At 33.0% G+C, this 23,302-nt stretch carries 23 protein-coding genes; 14 read left to right on the top strand and 9 right to left on the bottom strand.

Going from position 1 to position 23,302, the window contains the following annotated elements; translation table 11 throughout:
- The 3 genes from BOW55_RS15330 to BOW55_RS15320 all read left to right on the top strand — a co-directional run bounded on the left by BOW55_RS15330 (window position 1) and on the right by BOW55_RS15320 (window position 5,842).
- Entirely contained in the window at window positions 1-1,578 is a 1,578-nt protein-coding gene (locus BOW55_RS15330) for a RagB/SusD family nutrient uptake outer membrane protein (protein WP_089052828.1), read from the top strand.
- Window positions 1,579-1,684: 106 nt separating this feature from the next.
- Window positions 1,685-3,622, top strand: coding sequence for a glucosamine-6-phosphate deaminase (gene nagB / locus BOW55_RS15325; RefSeq protein WP_089052829.1), 1,938 nt, complete (start codon window positions 1,685-1,687; stop codon window positions 3,620-3,622).
- A gap of 153 nt (window positions 3,623-3,775) precedes the next feature.
- Window positions 3,776-5,842: a beta-N-acetylhexosaminidase gene (locus BOW55_RS15320; protein ID WP_129024820.1), complete on the top strand. Its 2,067-nt coding sequence runs from the start codon at window positions 3,776-3,778 to the stop codon at window positions 5,840-5,842.
- Window positions 5,843-6,133: 291 nt separating this feature from the next.
- Here the strand turns inward: BOW55_RS15320 and BOW55_RS15315 are convergent, their stop codons facing one another.
- Genes BOW55_RS15315 through BOW55_RS15305 form a run of 4 tightly spaced genes read right to left on the bottom strand, consistent with a single transcriptional unit; the run spans window position 6,134 to window position 8,696 of the window.
- Window positions 6,134-6,331, bottom strand: a complete 198-nt coding sequence (locus tag BOW55_RS15315; RefSeq protein WP_089059170.1) for a hypothetical protein — start codon at window positions 6,329-6,331, stop codon at window positions 6,134-6,136.
- Between the two features lie 11 nt (window positions 6,332-6,342).
- Window positions 6,343-6,516 carry a hypothetical protein gene (locus BOW55_RS20850; RefSeq protein ID WP_164975045.1) on the bottom strand — a complete coding sequence of 58 codons (174 nt, stop codon included), beginning with the start codon at window positions 6,514-6,516 and terminating at the stop codon, window positions 6,343-6,345.
- A 19-nt stretch (window positions 6,517-6,535) separates the two neighbouring features.
- On the bottom strand, window positions 6,536-7,924 hold the full coding sequence (locus tag BOW55_RS15310; protein ID WP_129024819.1) for a radical SAM protein: 1,389 nt from the start codon (window positions 7,922-7,924) through the stop codon (window positions 6,536-6,538).
- Window positions 7,925-7,940: 16 nt separating this feature from the next.
- Window positions 7,941-8,696, bottom strand: a complete 756-nt coding sequence (locus BOW55_RS15305) for a prolipoprotein diacylglyceryl transferase (protein WP_129024818.1) — start codon at window positions 8,694-8,696, stop codon at window positions 7,941-7,943.
- Window positions 8,697-9,033: 337 nt separating this feature from the next.
- Here BOW55_RS15305 and BOW55_RS15300 point away from each other — a divergent pair, with 337 nt between their 5' ends.
- The 5 genes from BOW55_RS15300 (at window position 9,034) to BOW55_RS15285 (ending at window position 14,388) form a co-directional block, all read left to right on the top strand.
- Entirely contained in the window at window positions 9,034-9,636 is a 603-nt protein-coding gene (locus tag BOW55_RS15300; protein WP_206733612.1) for a DUF3592 domain-containing protein, read from the top strand.
- A 329-nt stretch (window positions 9,637-9,965) separates the two neighbouring features.
- On the top strand, window positions 9,966-10,739 hold the full coding sequence (locus BOW55_RS15295; RefSeq protein WP_129024817.1) for a TlpA disulfide reductase family protein: 774 nt from the start codon (window positions 9,966-9,968) through the stop codon (window positions 10,737-10,739).
- A 328-nt stretch (window positions 10,740-11,067) separates the two neighbouring features.
- Complete coding sequence (locus tag BOW55_RS15290; protein WP_129024816.1) at window positions 11,068-12,687, top strand: ABC-F family ATP-binding cassette domain-containing protein; 1,620 nt, start codon at window positions 11,068-11,070, stop codon at window positions 12,685-12,687.
- 70 nt (window positions 12,688-12,757) lie between these two features.
- Window positions 12,758-12,928, top strand: a complete 171-nt coding sequence (locus BOW55_RS20845; protein ID WP_164975044.1) for a hypothetical protein — start codon at window positions 12,758-12,760, stop codon at window positions 12,926-12,928.
- A gap of 287 nt (window positions 12,929-13,215) precedes the next feature.
- On the top strand, window positions 13,216-14,388 hold the full coding sequence (locus BOW55_RS15285) for a glycoside hydrolase family 27 protein (RefSeq protein ID WP_129024815.1): 1,173 nt from the start codon (window positions 13,216-13,218) through the stop codon (window positions 14,386-14,388).
- Between the two features lie 34 nt (window positions 14,389-14,422).
- Here BOW55_RS15285 and BOW55_RS15280 read toward each other — a convergent pair whose 3' ends face one another.
- The 4 genes from BOW55_RS15280 to BOW55_RS15265 form a co-directional block, all read right to left on the bottom strand.
- The gene (locus BOW55_RS15280) at window positions 14,423-14,806 is read right to left on the bottom strand and encodes a hypothetical protein (RefSeq protein ID WP_129024814.1); all 384 of its coding nucleotides are present in this window, start codon (window positions 14,804-14,806) and stop codon (window positions 14,423-14,425) included.
- 20 nt (window positions 14,807-14,826) lie between these two features.
- Complete coding sequence (locus tag BOW55_RS15275) at window positions 14,827-15,225, bottom strand: VOC family protein (RefSeq protein WP_164975043.1); 399 nt, start codon at window positions 15,223-15,225, stop codon at window positions 14,827-14,829.
- Window positions 15,226-15,246: 21 nt separating this feature from the next.
- A complete protein-coding gene (locus BOW55_RS15270; RefSeq protein ID WP_129024812.1) occupies window positions 15,247-15,879 on the bottom strand; it encodes a class I SAM-dependent methyltransferase in 633 nt (210 codons plus the stop codon).
- 64 nt (window positions 15,880-15,943) lie between these two features.
- The gene (locus BOW55_RS15265; protein ID WP_129024811.1) at window positions 15,944-16,618 is read right to left on the bottom strand and encodes a hypothetical protein; all 675 of its coding nucleotides are present in this window, start codon (window positions 16,616-16,618) and stop codon (window positions 15,944-15,946) included.
- A gap of 254 nt (window positions 16,619-16,872) precedes the next feature.
- On the opposite strand from BOW55_RS15265, the gene pyrR reads away from it, so the two are divergent.
- The 6 genes from pyrR (at window position 16,873) to BOW55_RS15235 (ending at window position 21,490) form a co-directional block, all read left to right on the top strand.
- Window positions 16,873-17,412 (top strand): bifunctional pyr operon transcriptional regulator/uracil phosphoribosyltransferase PyrR, encoded by a 540-nt coding sequence (gene pyrR, locus BOW55_RS15260; protein WP_089052841.1) that lies wholly within the window; start codon window positions 16,873-16,875, stop codon window positions 17,410-17,412.
- 106 nt (window positions 17,413-17,518) lie between these two features.
- Window positions 17,519-18,445, top strand: a complete 927-nt coding sequence (locus tag BOW55_RS15255) for an aspartate carbamoyltransferase catalytic subunit (protein WP_029273654.1) — start codon at window positions 17,519-17,521, stop codon at window positions 18,443-18,445.
- A gap of 226 nt (window positions 18,446-18,671) precedes the next feature.
- Window positions 18,672-19,004: a ribonuclease Z gene (locus BOW55_RS15250; protein ID WP_089059159.1), complete on the top strand. Its 333-nt coding sequence runs from the start codon at window positions 18,672-18,674 to the stop codon at window positions 19,002-19,004.
- Between the two features lie 103 nt (window positions 19,005-19,107).
- On the top strand, window positions 19,108-20,013 hold the full coding sequence (locus BOW55_RS15245; RefSeq protein WP_129024810.1) for a ribonuclease Z: 906 nt from the start codon (window positions 19,108-19,110) through the stop codon (window positions 20,011-20,013).
- Window positions 20,014-20,173: 160 nt separating this feature from the next.
- Window positions 20,174-20,818 (top strand): pyridoxamine 5'-phosphate oxidase, encoded by a 645-nt coding sequence (pdxH, locus tag BOW55_RS15240; RefSeq protein WP_129024809.1) that lies wholly within the window; start codon window positions 20,174-20,176, stop codon window positions 20,816-20,818.
- A 168-nt stretch (window positions 20,819-20,986) separates the two neighbouring features.
- Window positions 20,987-21,490: a CAP domain-containing protein gene (locus BOW55_RS15235; RefSeq protein WP_164975042.1), complete on the top strand. Its 504-nt coding sequence runs from the start codon at window positions 20,987-20,989 to the stop codon at window positions 21,488-21,490.
- Between the two features lie 121 nt (window positions 21,491-21,611).
- On the opposite strand, the gene BOW55_RS15230 is transcribed toward BOW55_RS15235, so the two are convergent.
- A partial coding sequence (locus tag BOW55_RS15230) for an OmpA family protein (protein WP_129024808.1) occupies window positions 21,612-23,302 on the bottom strand: 1,691 nt, incomplete at its 5' end.

The raw sequence follows: 23,302 nt of genomic DNA, 5'->3' as shown, positions 1-23,302 counted from the left end.
ATGAAAACAAACAATATAAAAAAATCATTAATCTGTTTCGGTCTTTTAGCCTTAGTTGGTTGTACAGATAATTTCGATGAGATTAATAGTAATCCTGATGCTTTTACTCAAGAGGAAGTAACACAGGACTTTAACCATATTTTAGGTCCTTTTAAAAATATGTTCGAGAATGTAATGGTGAATACTCCAGGTTGGAGATATCAAATTGCCATTGATTTATCAGCAAATACTTGGGGAGGTTATTCAACAGCTCCAGGTTTTGATGGAGCAAATAATCTTTCTTACGCTCTTACTGATAAATGGAACGGAGCAGGATGGGAAGCTGCATATTCACTGGTAATGGCAAATTTCTTGAAAGTTGAAAAAGAATCTAAAGGAAAATACGATCAGTTTTATGCACTTGCAACAATTATTAAAGTAGAAACTTTACATAAAGTAGCCGATGCTTGGGGACCAATTGTTTACTCTCAATTAGGAACTACTAATTCGACAATTGCATACGATTCGCAACAAGACGTTTATACAGCAATGTTTAAAGACTTAGATTTTGCAGTAAATGAGTTAACAAGAAGAATAGATGCAAAAGAACCTAGCTCTTTTGTAAATACAGACCGTTCAACATATGCAGGAAGCTATGAAAAATGGGTGAGATATGCCAATTCATTACGTTTAAGATTAGCAATGCGTATTGTAAAAGTAAATCCAACATTAGCAAAAGCAGAAGCTGAAAAAGCGATGAGTCAAAAATTTGGTGTAATGACAGCTGCTACTGATACCTTTATGGTAACTAAAGATGTTTCACAACACCCTTTAAGAGTGGCTGCTTATGAGTACAATGACAGCCGTATGTCTGCAGATATGGAATCTATCATGGGAGGTTATAATGACCCTAGAATGAAAGCTTACTTTGCAACATCAGAACAATTTCCTGATCAGTACAAAGGAATCCGTACAGGTGGAATTCTTGGAGATAAAACATTACACATGAAATTTTCAAATTTCGGAAAAGTAATAAAAGATGACAAACAAGTAGTTTGGATGAATGCTGCCGAAGTTTACTTCTTAAGAGCCGAAGGTGCTTTAAGAGGCTGGAACATGGGAGGTGATGCTGAATCATTGTACAAAGCTGGTATTGCTGCATCTTTTGATCAGCTTGCTACAGGAGGCGCTGCTGAATATACTGCAAATAATGTAAATACAGCAAAAGACTATGTAGATCCAGTTGCACCATTCAATAGTGGTTTAGCAGTAAATAAAGTTACTGTTGCTTGGGATAATACTGCAAGTAATGAAGTGAAGCTTCAAAAAATCATCACTCAAAAATGGATTGCTAACTTCCCTGACGGACAAGAAGCTTGGTCTGATCACCGTAGAACAGGTTATCCTAAATTGTTACCAATTCTTAATAATCAAAGTGCTGGTGTAGTTACTACTCAATTTGGTGTAAGAAGAATAAACTTTGTTCAAAGTGAAAGAGATGGAAATCCAGAAGGAGTTAAAACAGGTGTTGCAAAACTTGGAGGTCCTGATAATGGAGGAACTAGAACTTGGTGGGATACTACTGGTCCGAACTTCTAAAAACAGAGTATAAGAATTTAAGTTTGGTTAGTGAATGGTATAGGCAGTGAAAGTTGTCTATACCATTTCAAAAACCAAAATTGTAAATACAAAAAATAGAAAATAAATGAAAAGTGCTTTAGAAATAAAACCTGATATCAGCTATAAAAGCGCGGGAAAATTTGAAGAAACGAGATTTGAGAAAATCCATAACGAAATCTTCAAAAATTCTGCAGAAGCTTCTGTAATTGTAGCGCAGGAAATTGCGCAGTTAATTAGATCTAAGCAGGAAAAAAATAAAACCTGCGTATTGGGTTTAGCCACAGGTTCTTCTCCTATAAAAGTGTATGAGGAATTAGTGAGAATGCACAAAGAAGAAGGCTTAAGTTTTAGCAATGTAGTTACTTTTAATTTGGATGAATATTATCCAATGAGTAAAGAGAACAATCAGAGCTATCATTATTTCATGCATCAGCATCTTTTTAATCATATTGATATCAATCCTGAGAATGTAAATATTCCAGACGGTACAGTTGCAATTGATGAATTAAATCAATACTGTATCGATTATGAAATGAATATTAAAAATGCGGGAGGTCTTGATTTTCAATTATTAGGAATTGGTCGTACAGGCCACGTAGGTTTCAACGAACCAGGTTCACATATTAATTCTGGCACGAGAATTATTACTCTGGATCATATTACAAGAGTTGATGCCTCATCAGATTTTAATGGAATTGATAATGTGCCTAAAAGAGCCATTACAATGGGAGTTTCAACCATTATGCGATCAAAAAGAATCGTACTTATGGCTTGGGGACAAAATAAAGCCGATATCATCAAAAGAACTACTCAAGGCGATATCAGCTCAGAAGTTCCAGCTACATTTTTGCAAAATCATCCTAATGCAACCTTTGTTTTAGATCAGTCAGCAGCATCAGAATTGACTCGTTTTAAAACGCCTTGGCTGGTTGGAGAATGCATTTGGAATCAGGAATTAAAAAGTAAAGCGATTGTTTGGTTGTGCCAAAAAACAAAACAATCAATCTTAAAATTAACCGACAGAGATTACAATAACAATGGAATGTCTGATTTACTGGCACAAGAAGGTTCTGCTTATGATTTGAACATTAATATGTTCAATGTTTTACAGCATACCATTACAGGATGGCCGGGAGGAAAACCTAATACAGATGATTCACATCGTCCAGAAAGAGCTAATCCTGCAAAAAAACGAGTAATTCTTTTTAGTCCGCATCCAGATGATGATGTGATTTCTATGGGAGGAACTTTTTCAAAATTGATAAAACAAGGTCATGATGTACATGTTGTATATCAAACCTCTGGAAATATTGCGGTTACAGACGATGAAGCTTTGAAGTTTGCTGAGGTTGCCAAAGATTTTGTTGGTGAAGCAGGAAGTGGGATCAACTTTAAATCTGTAATTGAATTTTTAAACCATAAATCAGAAAACGAAATTGATTCTCTTGAAGTTCGAAAACTAAAAGGATTAATAAGAAGAAGAGAATCTTATGCAGCAACAAGATATATTGGGCTAAAAGATGAAAAAACTCATTTCTTAGATCTTCCGTTTTACGAAACAGGACAAGTAAAGAAAAATCCGTTAGGACCAGAAGATATCGCTATTGTAAAAGAAATTATCGCAAGAATAAAACCACATCAAGTATTTGCGGCAGGAGATTTAGCAGATCCACACGGAACTCATGAAGTTTGTTTGAATGCGATTTTTGCAGCAATGGGGGAATTAAAATCTGAAAAATACATGGATGATTGCTGGTTATGGCTGTATAGAGGCGCATGGCAAGAATGGGATATTAATGAAATTGATATGGCTGTTCCCCTTTCTCCATCAGAAGTGCTTTTAAAACGTCATGCCATTTTGTATCACCAGTCTCAAAAAGACCGTGTAATGTTTCAAGGAAATGATTCCAGAGAATTTTGGGTTAGAGCCGAAGACAGAAATAAAAATACCGCTATTCTTTATGATGAATTAGGATTGGCAGAATATGAAGCAATCGAGGCCTTTAAACGTTTTGATTACTAAAAAAAATAGATTCGATTAGAACGAATCAAATTACAAAATTCAGATTGATTTCGCAGCGATTAGTGAGGTTCAATAAGAGTCCATCTGAGTTTTGTTTCTTTTATCTATTTATTAATGTTGTCTTAGGATAACATCTTTTCAAAAACAGTAAAAATGAAATATTTATTTGTCCTACTATTAGCAGGTGTAACCTCTAGCGCTCAAATTCAGAAAGAGCAGTTAAATCTTATGCCTTGGCCTCAGAGTGTTGTATTAAACGACGGAAATTTTGCTTTAAACAAAAACTTTAAAGTAAACATAACCGGAAATCCTAATCCAAGAATTTTTGGTGGAGTAACTCGTTTTTTGCGTCGCTTAGATGGTAGAACAGGAATTTTTTTTCAGCAAGGTTTTATCACAAAGTTAAATGAAGTTCCAAATGCCGAACTGCAGATTAATTGTACTAAAAGTGGTAAAATTGGTTTATATGAAGATGAAAGTTATCACTTAGATATCAAACAAAATAAAATTACGATAAACGCAACAAGCGATTTAGGTGCTTTACACGGACTTGAAACGTTATTGCAAATGCTGCAAAATAACAGTAGTTCATTTTATTTTCCAGTATCAAAAATTTCAGATTTTCCAAGATTTACATGGAGAGGTTTAATGATAGATGCTTCAAGACACTTTCAGCCGGTTGATGTAATCAAAAGAAATCTAGATGGATTGGCAGCAATGAAAATGAATGTGTTTCATTGGCATTTAGTTGATGATCAAGGTTGGAGAATTGAAATGAAAAAACATCCAAAACTAATAGAATTAGCTTCGGATGGAATGTATTATACACAAGAGGAAATTAAAAATATAGTAAAATATGCTGATGAGCGCGGTATTTTGATAGTTCCAGAAATAGATGTTCCAGGTCATGCATCTGCAATACTTACAGCGTATCCAGAAATAGGCAGTAAAGTGATTACATTGACAGGAGGAACTTCCGAAAAAAATATTCAAGGTACAGCAATTGCTACCTATGGAATTGAAAGAAATGCGGGTATTTTTTCACCAACATTAGATCCTTCAAATCCTAAAACATATCAAATATTAAGCGAACTTTTTGACGAAGTATGCCCATTATTTCCAGGAGCTTATTTTCATATTGGAGGAGATGAGAACGAAGGAAAAGACTGGGATGAAAATCCAAAAATTCAAGAATTTAAAAAGAAAAATAAGTTAACAACCAATCATGAATTGCAGACTTATTTTACCATGCAGTTAGTTCCGATGCTTAAAAAACACGGTAAGCAATTAATGGGCTGGGAAGAGATTTTGACAAAAAACATGTCAAAAGATGCTATTATTCATGCATGGAGAGGACCAAACGAAGGTGTTGTTGCAGGTCAGTCATTGATTGATGCAGTTAAAAAAGGATACAAGACTGTAATGTCAAATGGATATTATGTCGATTTGTTGTACCCAATAGAAAGTCATTACTTAAATGATCCGATGCCAAAAGGTGCAGTTTTATCGGCAGAAGAAAAAGCAAGAGTTTTAGGTGGAGAAGCAACAATGTGGACAGAACTTGTAACTCCTACAACTATCGACTCTAGACTTTGGCCAAGAACTGCAGCAATTGCAGAAAGACTTTGGTCTGCTGAAGATATTACTGATATGGCTAGTATGAGAAAACGTCTTGATGTAGTTTCTTTTAGATTAGAAGAACTTGGATTGACACACATTCGTAACAAAGCGGTTATTTTAAGAAACATTTCTAATAATCAAAATATAGAACCACTGGAAGAATTTTCGAATGTTTGCGAACCATTAAAAGGTTATAAAAGGAACAAAGGAGGCACTGAATATCAAATGTATTCTCCGTTTACACTTTTTGCAGATGCTTGCGGGCCAGATGCTAAAGATTCATTAGCTTTTAATGATGCAGTAAGTAAATATTTAGCAAATAAAACACCAGAAAATAAAGCTAAAGTAACGGCATTCTTTACCAGATGGATTGCGCTTCATAAAGAATTAACGGATTTGAGTACAAATGCGCCTTTAGTGCAGCCGTTTTTACCTTTAGCAAAAAGCTTAAGCGATGCATCGAAAGAACTGTTACTTGTGTTAGATAATAAGTCGCAATTAAAAGCGGATGAGCTTAAAAATTTAATTGAACAATGTAACAGTAAAGACCATGCTGATGTTGAATTATCAGTTTATGAAAGTCTTAAAAAATTAATATAATGAGTTTGGTTTGAGTTAGTACTTAGTAAGTTGTGTTGCCTGAATTATTTAGTAATTTTTTATCTCTGTCAGGTTTTCTGACAGAGATAAATAGGGCAAAATCTACTGAATACAGCTCTTTTATGATAATCAGAAATAGAATATTGGAACGGTTAAAATTGAGTTTGGTTATTTATTTTTTAATCTAAATTTTATTTCAGAATAATGATCAAATTTGGGTGATTTGTTATTTGGTTTTCACCCAAATGCGAACATTATAAAACCTGGTAATTTTATTACCAGGTTTTTTTATTAATGCATGTTTCCCAGTTTGAAGTTTGCTGCGCAGGTGCCAAAACCAATTACAAAACCAATGATGGCGAACAGTATAATTTTCAACGAAGTTTTTCTATCTCGTGAGATAATAATCAAGCGTAAAATTCCAACAAGAAAAGCAATTACACTTATAAAGGCAGCCATACCGCCAATTGCTACTAAAGGATTATTCATAATGTTTTAAATTAAAGCTGACTTATAATTAAGGCACAGGTGCCAAATCCAATTACAAGAATGATTATTGGAATCAGCATAATTGTTAAAAAGAATTTTTTGTTTTCTTTTCCAGAAATTAAACCAATCAATCCAACTAAGAACATCACAGCGAGGATGAATCCAATAAATATTAATCCTTCCATATTTTAAAAAAATTGTAAATTAAACATTCAGTTTTTCTCGAATCTTATCAATTTTATGATCTCTGTAGAATAAATTCATGGTTTCAAAAGGGATGATTTTCATCTTATCACTTACAATGTGAACACAAGATTTTTTAACAGCTCGAACATCAAAATCATGCGCGTCCATAAAATTCATTATTAAAATTCGGAACAAATTATTATAGTTTAAAGTGTCTGATTGCACTCTTGGCAAGCAGCACATTAATTCATTCATTTCGGTTTCAGCACAATCAACAGAAATTCCTGTGCTGAATAGATTCAGCATATGCGTTTTTAGTTTTTCGTCATGTTCAAAAACAATAGTGTTTTTGGAGTTGTTTAGTAGATCTTCGGGATTTATTAAGTGAGTCATCGGAAAAACTTCTCCATCAATTTTTAAAGCATAAGCCATACATAAAGCATCGGGATTACAAGGTACCGGAATTAAATCTTGTGGTGTAAATAGAGGATATTGCTCATAAATTTTCCTGCGTACCTCAGTTAAAGTGATACGGCCTGAAAGATCATCATAATTATCGTTTCGACCAGCAACTTGTGTAGGCTGAAAAGTAACACCTCGAACACATTTTTGCTGTAAAGCATATTCAATTATCTGACCAATTTCATCGTCATTTTCTCCTTTTTGAAGTGTAATTACCAAAGTAGTCGAAATATTAAATTGATTTAAATGTTCGATTGCTTTTTTACGAACTTCAGTTAAATCTTCTCCGCGAAGTTTTTCTAATACTTCAGGTTTAAAGCTGTCAAATTGCAAGTAGATTTCGAAATCAGGCATATAGCCGGCTAATGTCTCAACAAATTTAATGTCTTTAGCAATTCTTATTCCATTCGTATTTAGCATCAAATGCTTGATGGGTTTGCTTTTAGCAATGTCAAGAATCTTAAAAAATTCAGGATGTACAGTTGGTTCACCTCCTGAAATTTGGACAACATCTGGTTCCCCTTCATTAGCGACAACAGTGTCGAACATATTTTCAATTTCTTCTAAGGTACGATGCCTTCCATAGTTTGGAGCCGAATTTGCATAACAAGTCGGGCAGGCTAAATTGCAGCGATCTGTAACTTCAACAATCGTTAAGCAAGAGTGTTGTTCATGGTCTGTACACAACCCGCAATCATAAGGGCAGCCATAGTGCACTTTTGTATTGAACTTTAAGGGCATTTCAGATTGCTTATTATAATTACGAATCTGCTTGTAATAATCAACATCATCAGCAATCATCGATTTCAATTCGCCATGTGTTTTGCAATGTTTCAACATCATGACTTTATTGTCCTGAAATACAATTTTAGTATCAACAAGATCCAAGCAAGTTGGGCATAAACTTTTGGTATAATCGTAGAATATATAATCGCGGGTTTTCATTAGGATAAAAGTATAGTTATTGTAAAAGTAAAGTTTTGCTTAAACGATTAAAAACCCGATTAATAAATTTCGAGTAGTATATAAAAATAAAAATGGAGCTCCATTGAATACTGCTTAAATGAAGAAATAAAGGATTATATGGTTTTATAAATTCAATTAAAAAGCGAAATAAAAAGTACAAAACCATAAATAGTTTAAATCGGTCACCATTAGGGAGCTTTCTATTTTTTATTTTTTGGAAAAAGATAAAGAGTAAAAGCATGAAAAACATCTCATACAAAGCTACAGGATGTCTGTATAACCCATCACCCAGATCCATTCCAGTAATAAAACTAGTTTCGATGCCGTAAGTAGGTTCCGCAATGCCCATTGAAAAACAGCCAATTCGTCCAATAAATAAAGCCACAATTATCGGAATTACATATAAATCACCCGAAGAGATTTTAACCCCAATTATTTTTTTGAAAAGTTCTACCCCAAGCAATCCGCCTAAAAATCCTCCAGCAACAGTTTTGTTCTGAAAAAAAGTTAAAAAAGTCTGCTGTGTTATTTCGGCAGGATTTTCAAGCAGCGCAATAACTCTCGAGCCTATTAATGCACCAACCATTGCACCAATTAAAATAATAAGACGATTAATATCTGAAATAGGATCTACTGTTCTTTTCTTCAAAAAGTAATATGTCCTTATCCCAATAAAAAAGGCTAATGTTTCAAATAAAGCGTGCCAATAAAAGGTTTCGTTAAAGAGCTTAAATTGAAATGGGAATGTCATTTTTTAGTCAGATTTTTTTGCTAATTTAATTAAATTAATTGGATTGTTTTTGCATTTTTTTTCTTTTGAAAAACTACAACAAATTAGTCTGATTTGTGATGTGTTTTTTAATGGCACATCTGTTTGTTTAATAATAAAATTATTACATTTACAACCTTTTAATAAACAGAAGATTTAATCTATTATTGCATTTTTAATGCAGACATAATTTAATAATAACCTTATTTTATAGAATAAAATATGAAAACAATAGCCATAATTAAATATGTATTTATAACAATAGGAGCACTTATGCTTGCAGGTGCTTTTTTATTTTTATCAGGATAGACAAGCCTTTTTGAAAAAAGCCGAAACTGTGCAAGGAACCGTTGTAGAGTTAATAAGTAAAAGATCTGATAATTCTACAACTTATGCGCCAGTAGTTAGCTTTACTACAAAAGCAGGAAATAAAATAGAATTCACATCATCAGTCAGCAGTAATCCTCCAAGTTACAGCGAAGGCGAAAGTGTTGAAGTTTTGTATGATCCTGCAGAACCAAAAGACGCCAGTATTAACGGATTTGCCTCATTATGGATTGGACCGTTAATTTTTGGGATTTTAGGAACAGTTTTCTTTTTAATTGGTTTCGGGATTATTTTATTCGGGATTTTAAAGCAAAGAAAAACACAGTATCTTCGAGATAACGGCAAACGTATTGAAACAAAATTTGTTCAAGTGCACTTAAATTACGGGATGGCTGTAAATGGAAGAAATCCGTTTCAAATATCCAGTCAGTGGCTTAATCCTCAAACAAACGAAATGTATGTTTTTGAAAGCGATAATATCTGGTTTGACCCAACAGAGTTTATAAAAAGCGATATAATAAAAGTGATGATCGATCCGAGTAATCCAAAGAAATATTATATGGATATTTCTTTTCTACCTACAGTTAGAAGTTAATTAGATTAGTAAGATAACTTTTGAAACAGGTTTGGCTTACATTATAAACCTGCAATTTTTGTTGTCAGGTTTTTTTGTAAATAAAAGTAAAACGCAATATTGTTATTTTAATGAAGGAGACTCAAGTGATAGCGAATAGATGAAGCAAATCTCACTAGTTGATCGACAAAGATTGGAGATTTTCTTTAAGGAGTTTTTCGTGTGATCTCTACTTCGTCGAGATGACAAAACTAGACTTTGTCTTTACGAACTCTGCGTAAATCCTTTGCAAACATTGCGGTTAAAAAGAAATCCGTACTTTTGGTTTTACAATTATCGCATAAATCTTCATGAAAATATCATTCACTATTATAATATCATTTTTAGTTTTCTCTACTTCCTTTAGTCAAACTAAAATTGGAAGTCCAGAAGTCGATCCAATTCAAATTCAAAAAACATTTAGCGATTGGTCTGTTTATCAAAGTAAAAAAATCATGCTTTCGAGAGATTTTACAGCGCTTGATTTACAATCTAAAGAAATTTCAAAAGAAAACTTTTTAGACCAATTAGCAAATGGAAATTATATTCCAATTCGATTAAAATCAGAAGAATCAGTTTATAATTATAAGCTATTTAAAATTCTGCCAAAATCAGATACAAGTATAAAAGCAACTATAAATCAAATAGGTTTTGATGCTCTTAAAAATTATCAGATGGAAGGGACTGCTTTTCCTAAATTTTCGTTTAAAGATTTAAACGGAAATCTGGTTACAAACGAATCCATGAAAGGAAAAATTATAGTAATAAAATGCTGGTACATCCACTGCACACCTTGTATAAGAGAATTTCCACAAGTCAATAAATTAGTTGAAGAATACAAAGACCGAAAGGATATTGTTTTTATAAGTCTGGCTGAAGATTCTGCAGAACAATTAAAGGCATTCTTAATTAGAAAACCTCTGTCGTATGCTGTAATTCCTGATATGAAAGTATATATGAATGAAGCTTTACAACTCAATTCATTTCCAACACATTTTATTCTCAATAAAGAAGGAATGATTGCTAAAGTTCTTCCTAATTTCGAGAGTTTAGAAGAAGCATTAGCAAAACAAAGCAAATTGTAGAACAGTTCCGCAGGAACAAAGTATATTGTAGAGATGGATTTTAATCCATCATTCGCAATCAGAACCCAATCTTGCCATTTCGAGGAACGAGAAATAGCACTAGTTAATCGACAAAGATTGAAGACATGCTTAGTGGAGCTTTTTGTGTGATTTCTCGTTCCTCGAAATGACAAGATTGCATAATAATCATCTGCGTAAAACAAAACTTTAAGTCTTCGTTACTCTGCGAGAAACCCCTAAACAGCAACAAAAAACTTAGTCGCTTTGCACCTTTGCAACTCTGAACCTTTTTCCGTACTTTTGCACCAAATTAATTAAAAAGACATTCATGTTAACAGTCAATAATTTATCAGTTCAATTTGGCAAACGAATTTTGTTTGACGAAGTAAATACCACATTCACTCACGGAAATATTTACGGCGTTATTGGAGCCAATGGTGCTGGAAAATCTACATTTCTTAAAATTATTTCGGGCGATATGGACCCAACTTCTGGGCACATTCATTTAGAGCCAGGAAAACGTATGTCGGTTTTAAACCAAAATCACAACATGTTCGATGAGCATACTGTTTTGGAAACCGTTTTAATGGGAAATAAAGTTTTGTACGCTGTTAAAAAAGAAATGGATGAACTTTATTTAGACTACAATGATAAAAATGCTGACAGAATAGGGGAGCTTCAAGTTCAATTTGAAGAAATGAACGGATGGAACGCTGATTCTGATGCTGCATCAATGTTGTCTAACTTAGGAATTAACGAAGAGCATCATTATACTTTAATGAGTGATATGGAAGGAAAAATGAAAGTTCGTGTGCTTTTGGCGCAGGCACTTTTTGGAAATCCTGATGTATTGATTATGGATGAGCCTACCAACGATTTGGATTTTGAAACAATCGCTTGGTTAGAAAATTTCTTAGCAAACTACGAAAATACTGTAATCGTTGTATCTCACGACCGTCACTTTTTAGATGCGGTTTGTACACACATTTCTGATATTGATTTCGGGAAAATCAATCACTACTCAGGAAACTATACTTTCTGGTACGAGTCTAGCCAATTAGCGGCAAAACAACGTGCACAGCAAAACAAAAAAGCAGAAGAGAAGAAACAAGAGCTTGAAGAATTTATTCGTCGTTTTAGTGCAAACGTTGCGAAATCGAAACAAGCAACTTCTCGTAAAAAAATGATTTCGAAATTGAATATTTCTGAAATCAAACCTTCAAGCCGTCGTTATCCTGCGATTATCTTCGATCAAGATCGTGAAGCTGGAGATCAAATTTTGAATGTAGAAAACTTATCGGCTTCGGTAGATGGAGAAGTTTTATTTAAAGATATTAACCTGAATATGGCAAAAGGCGACAAGATCGTTCTTTTCTCTAAAGATTCACGTGCTACAACTGCTTTCTATGAAATCTTAAACAACGAACAAAAAGCAGATTCTGGAACTTTTGACTGGGGAATTACAACAAATCAAGCTTATTTACCAGCTGAAAACCACGATTTCTTCGAAAATGATTTGACTTTGGTAGATTGGTTACGTCAATATGCTAAAACGGAAGAAGAGCGTGATGAGGTGTTTATTAGAGGTTTCCTTGGGAAGATGATTTTCTCTGGAGAAGAAGCTTTAAAAACATCTAGAGTTTTATCTGGAGGAGAAAAAGTACGTTGTATGTTGTCTAGAATGATGATGGAACGTGCAAATATTTTAATGCTGGACGAACCAACAAATCACTTAGATTTGGAATCGATTACTGCTTTCAATAACTCATTGAAAAACTTTAAAGGTTCAGTAATTTTTACTACTCATGACCACGAGTTTGCACAAACTGTTGGTAACAGAATCGTTGAAATTACACCAAACGGAGTAATTGACCGTTACATGACATTTGACGAATATCTTGATGATGAAAAAATTCAAGAGCAAAGAAAAAAGATGTATAATCTTTAATAGTAAAAATCCCGTTATGAGAATAACGGGATTTTTTTATGTCTATTTATTGCCAAAAAGTTTAGCGAAAATGAAAATGATTATCGCAATGATAAAGATTACGATAAATATTCCAAATCCCATTCCGGCTTTAAAAATGTCTCCAATAATTTCGCAGCTTGTAAATGAAAACAGTATTACAAATACCATTAACATTCTTAGTATTTTATTTTGCATGATTCTGAGTTTTATAATTTCATAAATAAAATTAGTTCACGAATCAGGAAAATGTGTTATAGAATTTTTTGAAAATGTTTTAGGATTTGGCGTTTTTAGTTTCTTTCGTACCAAAAAATATATTTGTTTGCTGTTTCCAGAGGAGTACACTATTTATAGCTGTAGATTTTCAATAAATGTATTTATATTTGAGTTTGTGTATTTTAAAATTACTTTTATTTCGGACTATTTTAATTTATTAAACTGAAATATACTATTTTTAAAAGCTATTCAATTGGCTTTTATATCGCAACAAACATGAAATCATACAAAATGAAGACTGCCTCAAAAAAAATAATATGCAAACTAATTTTCGCCTTTTTTATCAACGGGCTGCTTTTTGCTCAAGAAGCTAAATCGCCAATAATGGGTTGGAGCAGTTGGAATAATTTTAGAGTGCATATCGATGAAAAAATGATTCGAGAGCAAGCTGATGCTATGATTACTTCTGGGTTATATGATGCTGGTTATAGATATGTAAATATAGATGATGGTTATTTTGGCGGAAGAGATTCAATGGGGAATCTTTTTGTTGATACTCAAAAGTTTCCTTCGGGAATGAAGGTTTTAGTGGATTATATTCACAGCAAAAAACTTAAAGCAGGAATATATAGCGATGCAGGAAGAAATACTTGCGGCTCTATTTACGATAATGATCAAAAAGGTATTGGAGTTGGTATGTATGGATATCTTGATGCAGATACTAAAACTTTTTTTGACGATTGGGGCTGCGATTTTTTAAAAGTAGACTGGTGTGGCGGCGAGAAAATGAATCTCGATGAAAAAACAGAATACTTAAAAATTTTAAAGGCTGTAAAAGCTAAGAATGAAGCAATTGTTCTTAATGTTTGCCGATGGAAGTTTCCAGGCGAATGGGCGATCAATAAAGCAGATTCTTGGAGAATTTCCTATGATATTGATGATAAATTTTCGTCTATACTTAAGATTATAGATTTAAATGTTGATTTGTATAAATACTCATCTCCCGGACATTATAACGATATGGATATGTTGCAGGTTGGCAGAGGAATGACTTATGAGGAAGATAAAAGTCATTTTTCGATGTGGTGCATGTTGAATTCTCCACTATTGGCAGGCAATGATTTAAGAACTATGTCAAAAGAAACTGTTGGTATTCTTACCAATAAAGAAGTAATTGCTTTAAACCAAGATAAAGGGTTTTATCAAGCAAGACGAATATTTAAAGAGGGAAATATTGAGGTTTGGGAAAAACTGCTGGGAGAAAAAGGAAAAGATGGAAAAGCGATTGCTATTTTGAATCGCGGAGATGAAGCAAACCAATTTGTTTTAAAATCAGATTTAGTAAATCTTGAGAAATCAGTGAAGATTCGTGATTTATGGTCAGGTAAAAATATTGGAGCAATAGGAAAGAAGATAAACTTCAATATACCCAAACATGGTATAGTAGTTTTGCGTACGGAATAAAACAGCCCGTATTTCTTTTGAAAAAGATAAAAATCTATTGTTTTCTAATCGTTTTTATCTCGAGTAATATAAGTCCAGATATAATAATGATTTCTCCTAAAAAATAAGCTATACCAAAAATAGAAATACTTTTACAGTTGTATACAACAATTCCAAAAGTCAAAATACAATATAGAATGTTGGCAATGCAGATTGTTTTTAAAAATGATTTCCAATTATTTTTAATTAAAAAGTAACAGAGAATAGAATAAATTGAAAAAGTCAGTGCTAATAAAGAAAGATATTCTAAAATGGTTTTTGATAAACCAAAAAAAGCATTGAAATTTCTAAGTACAAAAAATAGTAATACAGCAGTAAGTAAAGCACCAAAACCATCCAGCAGAAAGATGTTTCTTGGTTTTGTTATAAACTGTTGCATACTTTTTATCATTTTATGGTTTAGGATAACATCTCAATAAGTTGAATATAATTACCGCAAGTATCGTTTAAAATGGCAATTTTTACATTTCCCATTTCTGCTGGATTTGTTTTAAATGCTACACCCAGATTTGCAAGGCGATTGTATTCTTCCTCAAGATTGTCTACATTAAATTGCGTGCACGGAATTCCTGCTTCAAAAAGCGCTTTTTGATACGTTTTAGCTGGCTCAAAATGATTGGGTGATGGTTCCAACAGAATTTCAACGCCGTTTGGTTCTTCTCTAGAAACGACCGTCAGCCATCTATTATCTCCGCCTAAAGGGATATCGTGTTTTTTTATAAAACCTAATTTTTCAGTGTAAAACTGTAATGCTGTTTCTTGGTTAAGAACTGGAATTGAGATGACTTTTGCTTTCATGATTTTAAGGTTTTAAATTGCTTATCCATTTTTCTTAGCAATTATTATAGTATGAATTTCCGCATCTTCACCTTTTGGATATTTGACTTCGAATAATTTAATGATTTCAAAGTTATTTATAAAAAGCTGATTTTTTATATCTTCTAAAGTATGATAATAAAAATAAGTTCGATCACCAGTGCTTCCAGAAATAAAACCGGATTGAGAAGGATTTCCGGGAACAAAACTTAAATATAAAATCCCATTGTTTAAAAGTATTTTCGCAGAGTCAATTATCAGTTTAGAACAATCTTCTTCGGATAAATAAGGCAAACAAAAGCCGCTCATAATGGCATCAAATTTTTGATCTAAGGAACTAAGTTCCCTTGTATCCATTACTTCAAAGTTGGCTGAAGGATTATTAGCTTTAGCTAATTCGATCATTTTTGGAGCAATGTCGATACCTGTAATTTTTAGGTTGGGATTTTTGGATAGTAAATATTTTGTTATATTTCCTGGCCCACAACCAATTTCAAATACGTTTATTTGTTCTTGTGTTAGAGTGTTGCAAAAGAAGTCATAAGTATCGTTATACAAGCTTAAATTCATAAACTTATCTTCATAGAGATTTGCAATTTTATTCCAAGTCTCAAAAGTTTCTTGGTATTTATCCATTGATTTTAGTTTTGTTCTACTGTTGTCGCTGCGAAGTCAGGAGACTTCGCAGAGCGGGGAAATCTTATTTTTTATAATAAGAGATTTTTCTTGTCCAGGTTTCACTATTATTACCACTCGATGAAGTTTTACTTATCCAGTTGCCATATTTATCATTGGTATAGTTATAATCAAACTCTTCTTCACTAACAATTTTATCATTTCTCAAAGTTTGTCTTTTTGTTGTATCTCCATATTTATTAAGATCACTTAAGTTAACGGTTATATTTCCATTCCACCATTCTGTAGTTTTTTCCTTGATTTTATTTCCATTATTATCATAAAAATACTCCCATTGATTTAATATCTGCTCTTTTGCAGTATGAACATAATAAATAGATTGTTTGATTAATTGTTTTTTTGCATTGTAAACATCTTCAGCACTTTTCTTTTGTACACCTTCAACATTTTCATAAGTAGTAATATATTCTAATCCATTTAAATTTGATTTTTTTCTATTATCATTTTCAGAAATAGATTTTGTTAAATATCCCTTTTGATTAAATTCATAACTAGTAGTGTCTTTTGGGCAATAAAATGTGCCTCCTTCTACCATTACAGATGGGCAGCTCTCGTGTATTTCAACTATTTTATTTATTGTTCCTTTTAATCTCATTTTTTGCCAGTCTGATGATAATTTCTGAGCATTTATTTGGTTTACTAATAGAATTTGTACTAAAACAAAGAGGATTTTTTTCATATTAAATTTAAGATTATTTGTAGTTTTATTCGGTTTTCATTTTCTGTTTTTCTTTGCTAAAATATGTTTTTTAAAAACAAAATATTTTTCAAAAAGAAAATTATGTTTTCAGAAATAAGAAATATAATGGTTTATTTGGATTTGATTGTATAGTTGAAATCTCATTCATTACAAAAAATGATATTTCCCACCCCAACACCCCAACAAATAAATTCTGATTTCGTATATTTGCCAACCAAACATTACAATTACTTATGAGCCAAAAAGTATTACTTAATTCAAAAGAAGTTACTATCATACTCCATCGTTTGGCTTGTCAGTTAATCGAAAAACATCTTGATTTCTCAGAAACTATTTTAGTGGGAATTCAGCCAAGAGGTGTTTTTTTAGCGGAACGTTTAAAACAAATATTAGAAAACGAATATAAGGTTCCCGAAATTTCTTTGGGATATCTGGATATCACTTTTTTTAGAGATGATTTTCGTCGTACTGATAAACCGCTTGAAGCCAATAAAACCCAAATCAATTTTATAGTCGAAAACAAAAAAGTCATTTTTATTGATGATGTTTTGTTTACCGGTCGAAGCATTCGTTCTGCTTTAACGGCAATTCAATCTTTTGGAAGACCTTCAGAAATTGAATTACTGGTTTTAATTGACAGACGTTTCAGTCGTCATTTACCAATTCAGCCTGATTATAGAGGTCGTCAGGTAGATGCTATTAATGGCGAAAAAGTGATAGTAAGCTGGAAAGAAAATGATGGTGAAGATGTTGTTCACTTAGTGACGAATTAAGTTTAATCGGTTAACCGGTTAATTGTTTAATCGGTAGCAACGCCGATTAACCGATTAGAAAAAAAACGATTAAACAATTCAACGAATAAACAAATAAACAATAAAAATGAAAGAATTAAGCGTAAATCATTTATTAGGAATAAAATATATCAACGAGAATGATATTAACCTGATTTTTGAAACGGCAGATCATTTTAAAGAAGTCATTAATCGACCAATTAAAAAAGTTCCTTCATTACGAGATATTACCATTGCCAATATTTTCTTTGAAAACAGTACAAGAACAAAACTCTCTTTTGAATTAGCGCAGAAACGTTTGTCTGCTGATGTCATCAGTTTTTCTGCAGCTCAATCATCTGTTAAAAAAGGAGAAACTCTGATTGATACTGTAAATAATATCCTTTCGATGAAAGTAGATATGGTTGTAATGCGCCACTCTAATCCCGGAGCGGCTTATTTTTTGTCTAAAAATGTCAAAGCGAGTATTGTAAATGCTGGAGATGGAGCGCACGAACATCCAACTCAAGCTTTGTTGGATAGTTATTCTATCAGAGAAAAACTGGGAGATGTTGCTGGAAAAAAAGTGGTTATTGTAGGTGATATTCTGCATTCGAGAGTAGCCTTATCCAATATATATGCTTTGCAAATGCAGGGCGCAGAAGTTAAAGTTTGCGGACCAAAAACGTTGATTCCAAGATATATCGAATCACTTGGTGTTACGGTTGAACCAAATTTGCGTAAAGCTTTAGAATGGTGCGACGTTGCGAATATGCTTCGTGTACAAAACGAACGTATGGATGTGAATTTTTTCCCATCAACACGTGAGTACGCACAGCAATACGGAGTTGATAAACCGCTTTTAGATTCTCTTGGAAAAGAAATCGTAATCATGCACCCAGGACCAATAAACAGGGGAGTAGAGATTACATCTGAAGTAGCAGATTCTGACCATTCTGTTATCTTGAATCAAGTTGAAAATGGTGTAGCAATTAGAATGGCGGTTATTTATCTTTTGGCTTCTAAGATTCAATAATAATATTTAGTTTCAAGTTTCAGGTTTCAGGTTGTTGGAACGTGAATACCCGAATGTCACCCTGAGCGAAGTCGAAGGGCTTTTATGTACAAAATGTGTTTTGCAAATAAGGGCTTCGACTTCGCTCAGCCTGACAAAGTTGAGACAAACTTGAAACTTGAAACCCGAAACTTGGAAAAACTTCGTAACTTAGCTCATCAAAAAATATTAGCGCATAAATTATAAAATGAAAGTAGATCAAAAAGGACATACCGTTACAATAAAAAATACACAAGGTGATTTTAATGGCTTTGTAGAAAAAGTAACGCAGCAATTTAAAACCTTTGAAAAACATAATGTTATAATCGATCTGTTATCGGATTCTGAACTTTCAGAAAATGATTTGAAACTTTTTTTACCTCTTGCTAAATCTCAGAAAAAAGCCAAAAAATCATTTGTAATTGTAGTTTCTGATCTTGATTTTAATGCTGTTTCAGATAAATTAGTTGTTGTGCCTTCACTTTTAGAAGCGCACGATATTATCGAAATGGAAGAAATTGAAAGAGACTTAGGATTTTAAAGAATCGGTTAATCGTTGATTTGTTTAACTGTTTAATCGATAAGTTTTTGATTATGATTTAACGCGATTAAACGATTCACCAAATAAACGAATAAACATTAAATTGAAGCTAACTATACTTGGCTGTTATGCCGCAACTCCTAGAACACTTACTAACCCAACTTCGCAGGTTTTAGAAATCAAGAATCGTTTATTTTTGATTGATTGCGGAGAAGGAACTCAGGTACAGCTTCGAAAAAACAAGATTAAATTCTCAAAAATTAATCACATCTTTATTTCGCATCTTCATGGCGATCATCTTTACGGATTAATTGGAACCATTTCGACTTTTTCTCTTTTAGGCAGAACCACCGATTTACATATTTACGGACCAAAAGGAATTAAAGAATTAATTCTTCTTCAATTGAAGCTGACGGAATCTTGGACTACTTATAGCTTGTTTTTTCATGAATTGGAGTCGAAGAAAAGTGAAGTAATTTTTGAAGACGCTAAAGTTATCGTTAAAACTATTCCGCTTAAACATCGTGTTTATACCAATGGATTCTTGTTTCAGGAAAAACCGGGAGAGAGAAAATTAAACATAGAAGCAGTTCAGCACTATAATATCCATGTTGCTTATTATCAAAAAATAAAAAATGGCGGAGATGTTAAGCTTGATGATGGAACTATAATAGAAAACGAAAAATTATCGTTTGATCCTATACCGTCAATGAGTTATGCATTTTGTTCTGATACCGTTTATAACGAAGATATAATTCCGATTATTGAAAATGTAGATGTTTTATATCATGAATCTACTTTTTTAGAGTCTGAAGCTCCTTTGGCACTAAAAACGCTTCATTCGACTGCAAAAGAAGCAGCGCAAATTGCATTAAAAGCAAATGTAAAACAATTGGTTTTAGGGCACTATTCGACACGATACGACGGAATTGAGCGTTTTAAACAAGAGGCAGAATCTGTTTTTCCTAATGTTCTTTTAGGAGATGACGGTTTGAGTTTTGAATTTTAATTTGTGAGTTGCAAAGGTGCAAAGTTACATAGGTTTTAAACTTTAATATACGTATGTCACCCTGAGGGAAGTCGAAGGGCTTTTGAGACAAGAAGGGCTTCGACTTCGCTCAGCCTGACATACTTGAAACTTGAAAAAAAATAAACTAAAATCAACAATCATGAACGATTTAAGCAATTATAGAAAATCTTACGAGAAAAGTGAATTATTAGAAACTAATATTCCTGAAGATCCAATTAATCTTTTTAACAGATGGTTTCATGAAGTTGAGGATTTTGGCGGAAGCGGAGAAGTCAATGCAATGACTGTTTCTACGATTGGATTAGACGGATTTCCTAAATCTCGTGTGGTTTTATTAAAGAAATTCTCTGAGGAAGGTTTTATCTTTTATACCAATTATAATTCTGAAAAAGGAAAGGCTATAGAAGCCAATCCTAATGTTTGTTTGTCTTTTTTCTGGCAGGAAATGGAACGTCAGGTAATTATTAAAGGAATTGCCCAAAAAACGTCTGAAAATATTTCTGACGGTTATTTTGATTCTCGTCCTGATGGGAGTAAGTTAGGAGCAATTGTTTCTAATCAAAGCGAAGTGATTCCGTCTCGAACTTTCTTAGAAGAAAACCTAAAAAAGCTGGAACATGAATTTGAAGGAAAACCTATTCCAAGACCTGAAAATTGGGGTGGATTTATTGTGACTCCTTTACAAGTAGAATTTTGGCAGGGAAGACCAAATAGACTTCACGACCGTATTCGCTACACAAGCCAATCTGATTTTTCATGGAAGATTGAGCGTCTTTCTTCTTGATTTGTAGGATTTTTACTTTTGTTTAAAAATATTTTATGTAGTTTGTCGATTTTTTTTGTAGTTTACCGATAAATTAAATACGTTTGATATAGAAATGTAAAAAGATTGTCACATAATTATTTAAGGTTTTTGCCCCAACATTTACTTTAAAACTAAACTACTAAGATTATGAAAAAAGTTATGTGCGCCATGCTGTTCATTGTGATTTCGATCACAATGAACTCATGCTCGGCAGAAGTCGCAGAAGGTACGGAAAGTACTGGGGGTACAGAAAAATTAATTACAGACTACAGCTACAATGCGTCTGAATTAGAAACAATGCAATTAATAAACGATTACCGGAAAAGTATTGGTTTAAATGCATTGGAAAAGATTAATCATATCTCTTATGAATGTGAAGTTCATAATAAATATATGATTGATAACAACCTCGTAAATCACAATGATTTTGTTTTGAGGTCTAAAAACATTGAAAGTGTTCTAGGCGCCAAAACGGTTGGAGAAAATGTTGCTTATAACTATAAAACTTCTGAAGCAGCTGTGAGAGCTTGGCTGGACAGCCCGGGACACAAAGAAAATATCGAAGGAAATTATACTCATTTTGGTATTTCAATATCTACCGATCCTACAACAGGAAAAAAATATTACACTAATATATTTGCAAAAATTTAAAGAAAAACTTTCAAATTGGTTGGTTAGTTTTCGTTGTAATTCCTGAGTTACAACGTTTTTTTTTGTAAAAAAAGCTGTCTAGTTATAGACAGCTTTTTTGATATAATATATTTTGGGAGTATTATAATCCAACTATAATGAACTCGCTTCGTCTGTTCATTTGGTGTTCTTCTTCAGTACATGGTACTCCATCAGAACATTTGTTTACGAGCTGTGTTTCTCCATAACCTTTTCCGGTCAGACGATTTTTAGCTACGCCGTTTTTAATAAGCCAAGCAATGGTTGATTTTGCTCTTCGGTCAGATAAAGCTTCATTGTATTGATGAGTTGCTCTACTGTCTGTATGCGAACGAATATCTAACTTCATAGTTGGATTTTGATTCAATACATCTAATATTTTTTCTAAGTCTAAAGCAGCTTCAACACGGATGTTTGATTTGTCAAGGTCAAAATAAATCATTTTTATTCCGAAGCATTTTCCTAAATCATCTCCGATAGCAACTTTACAAATGATTTTATCCAAAGCAATTGGCAGATCTGTTTTTCCACTTACTTTTCCAATATTCACCATTACTTCTTTAGTTGCATAATCTGTTTTTACAGCTCTTACATTATATGATTTGCCACATTCAACTGCAAAACTGTATTTTCCTTCGGCATTTGAAATGGTTGTACTTACAACAACCTGCTGACTGTCATATAAAGTAAGTTTTGTTCCAGGCAGTATTATGCCGCTTTCCGCATCTGTGATTACACCAGTTAATTCCTGCAGACATTTTAGTCTTCTAGTTTCTAGAAATTTATAAATATCATCAGAACCATGTCCGCCGGCTTTATTTGAACTGAAATAACCTCTTCTCGTGGTTGGATCAATAATATAGGCGAAATCATCATTAGGTGAATTGATGTCGCTTCCTAGGTTTTGAATATCACTTACGGTTCCATTATCTTGTAATTGTCCCACAAAAACATCAAGTCCGCCAAGTCCTGGATGCCCGTCAGAAGCAAAATAAATTTCATTTTCACTAGTTACATAAGGAAATGTTTCTTTTCCTTCGGTATTAATTGATTTTCCTAAATTTTCAGGAGTGCCATAACCGCCGTTGCTGTTGATGCTTACTTTGTAAATATCAGATTGTCCTATTGTTCCTGGCATATCAGACGCAAAGTAGAGTGTTTTTTCATCAGGACTTAAAGCAGGATGAGCAGTGCTAAAGCTGTCACTTGTAAAAGGAAGAGCAGTTATATTGGTCCATTTTCCATTTTCGAGTGTGGCTTTGTATATTTTGATTAGAGTAACTTTGTTATCATCTTTTCCTTTTTTGCCATCAATAAAATTGTTTCTTGTAAAATAAACGGTCTTTCCGTCTTTAGTAAATGCGGGAGACGATTCGTGAAATTTTGTATTTATTGCTGTTTTTATTTTATTCACTTTAGTCGAACTTCCGCTTTCGGCATCAATATCTGCATTGTAGATGTTAGTAAAATATTCGCCTGTCCATTTGTGTTTTCTTTGGCTGAAATTACCAGTATCTCTTGCCGATGCAAAATAGATTTTATTGTCATACACAAAACTTCCGTAGTCAGAATATTTAGAGTTGATTCCGGCATCTTCAATTTTATAGCGCCCAGAGTTTAATTTGATTTGATCGAGATAGTTTACATCTTCTTTATAAAGCTTACCTCTGGAATCGTTTTTGTATTTTGTATTAAACTCGTTGAGAACTTTATCAGCTTTGGCAAGCTGCCCAGTTGATTTTAAAGATTGCGCATATCTGTAAAAATATTCGGCCTCTGGAGACGGATTCATTG

The sequence above is a fragment of the Flavobacterium sp. YO12 genome, from assembly GCF_004119495.1.
Classification (GTDB): Bacteria; Bacteroidota; Bacteroidia; order Flavobacteriales; family Flavobacteriaceae; genus Flavobacterium.
This window is presented reverse-complemented; position numbering and strand designations above follow the sequence as displayed.

Bases quoted from the DNA above. Each gene is read 5' to 3' on its own strand.
- BOW55_RS15310 (WP_129024819.1), bottom strand. From the start codon at position 7,924: ATGAAAACCCGCGATTATATATTCTACGATTATACCAAAAGTTTATGC.
- BOW55_RS15295 (WP_129024817.1), top strand. From the start codon at position 9,966: ATGAAAATATCATTCACTATTATAATATCATTTTTAGTTTTCTCTACT.
- BOW55_RS15255 (WP_029273654.1), top strand. From the start codon at position 17,519: ATGAAAGAATTAAGCGTAAATCATTTATTAGGAATAAAATATATCAAC.
- BOW55_RS20845 (WP_164975044.1), top strand. From the start codon at position 12,758: ATGAAAATGATTATCGCAATGATAAAGATTACGATAAATATTCCAAAT.
- BOW55_RS15285 (WP_129024815.1), top strand. From the start codon at position 13,216: ATGAAGACTGCCTCAAAAAAAATAATATGCAAACTAATTTTCGCCTTT.
- nagB (WP_089052829.1), top strand. From the start codon at position 1,685: ATGAAAAGTGCTTTAGAAATAAAACCTGATATCAGCTATAAAAGCGCG.
- BOW55_RS15275 (WP_164975043.1), bottom strand. From the start codon at position 15,225: ATGAAAGCAAAAGTCATCTCAATTCCAGTTCTTAACCAAGAAACAGCA.
- BOW55_RS15265 (WP_129024811.1), bottom strand. From the start codon at position 16,618: ATGAAAAAAATCCTCTTTGTTTTAGTACAAATTCTATTAGTAAACCAA.
- pyrR (WP_089052841.1), top strand. From the start codon at position 16,873: ATGAGCCAAAAAGTATTACTTAATTCAAAAGAAGTTACTATCATACTC.
- pdxH (WP_129024809.1), top strand. From the start codon at position 20,174: ATGAACGATTTAAGCAATTATAGAAAATCTTACGAGAAAAGTGAATTA.
- BOW55_RS15235 (WP_164975042.1), top strand. From the start codon at position 20,987: ATGAAAAAAGTTATGTGCGCCATGCTGTTCATTGTGATTTCGATCACA.
- BOW55_RS15280 (WP_129024814.1), bottom strand. From the start codon at position 14,806: ATGCAACAGTTTATAACAAAACCAAGAAACATCTTTCTGCTGGATGGT.
- BOW55_RS15270 (WP_129024812.1), bottom strand. From the start codon at position 15,879: ATGGATAAATACCAAGAAACTTTTGAGACTTGGAATAAAATTGCAAAT.
- BOW55_RS15290 (WP_129024816.1), top strand. From the start codon at position 11,068: ATGTTAACAGTCAATAATTTATCAGTTCAATTTGGCAAACGAATTTTG.
- BOW55_RS15320 (WP_129024820.1), top strand. From the start codon at position 3,776: ATGAAATATTTATTTGTCCTACTATTAGCAGGTGTAACCTCTAGCGCT.
- BOW55_RS15330 (WP_089052828.1), top strand. From the start codon at position 1: ATGAAAACAAACAATATAAAAAAATCATTAATCTGTTTCGGTCTTTTA.
- BOW55_RS20850 (WP_164975045.1), bottom strand. From the start codon at position 6,516: ATGGAAGGATTAATATTTATTGGATTCATCCTCGCTGTGATGTTCTTA.
- BOW55_RS15250 (WP_089059159.1), top strand. From the start codon at position 18,672: ATGAAAGTAGATCAAAAAGGACATACCGTTACAATAAAAAATACACAA.
- BOW55_RS15315 (WP_089059170.1), bottom strand. From the start codon at position 6,331: ATGAATAATCCTTTAGTAGCAATTGGCGGTATGGCTGCCTTTATAAGT.
- BOW55_RS15305 (WP_129024818.1), bottom strand. From the start codon at position 8,696: ATGACATTCCCATTTCAATTTAAGCTCTTTAACGAAACCTTTTATTGG.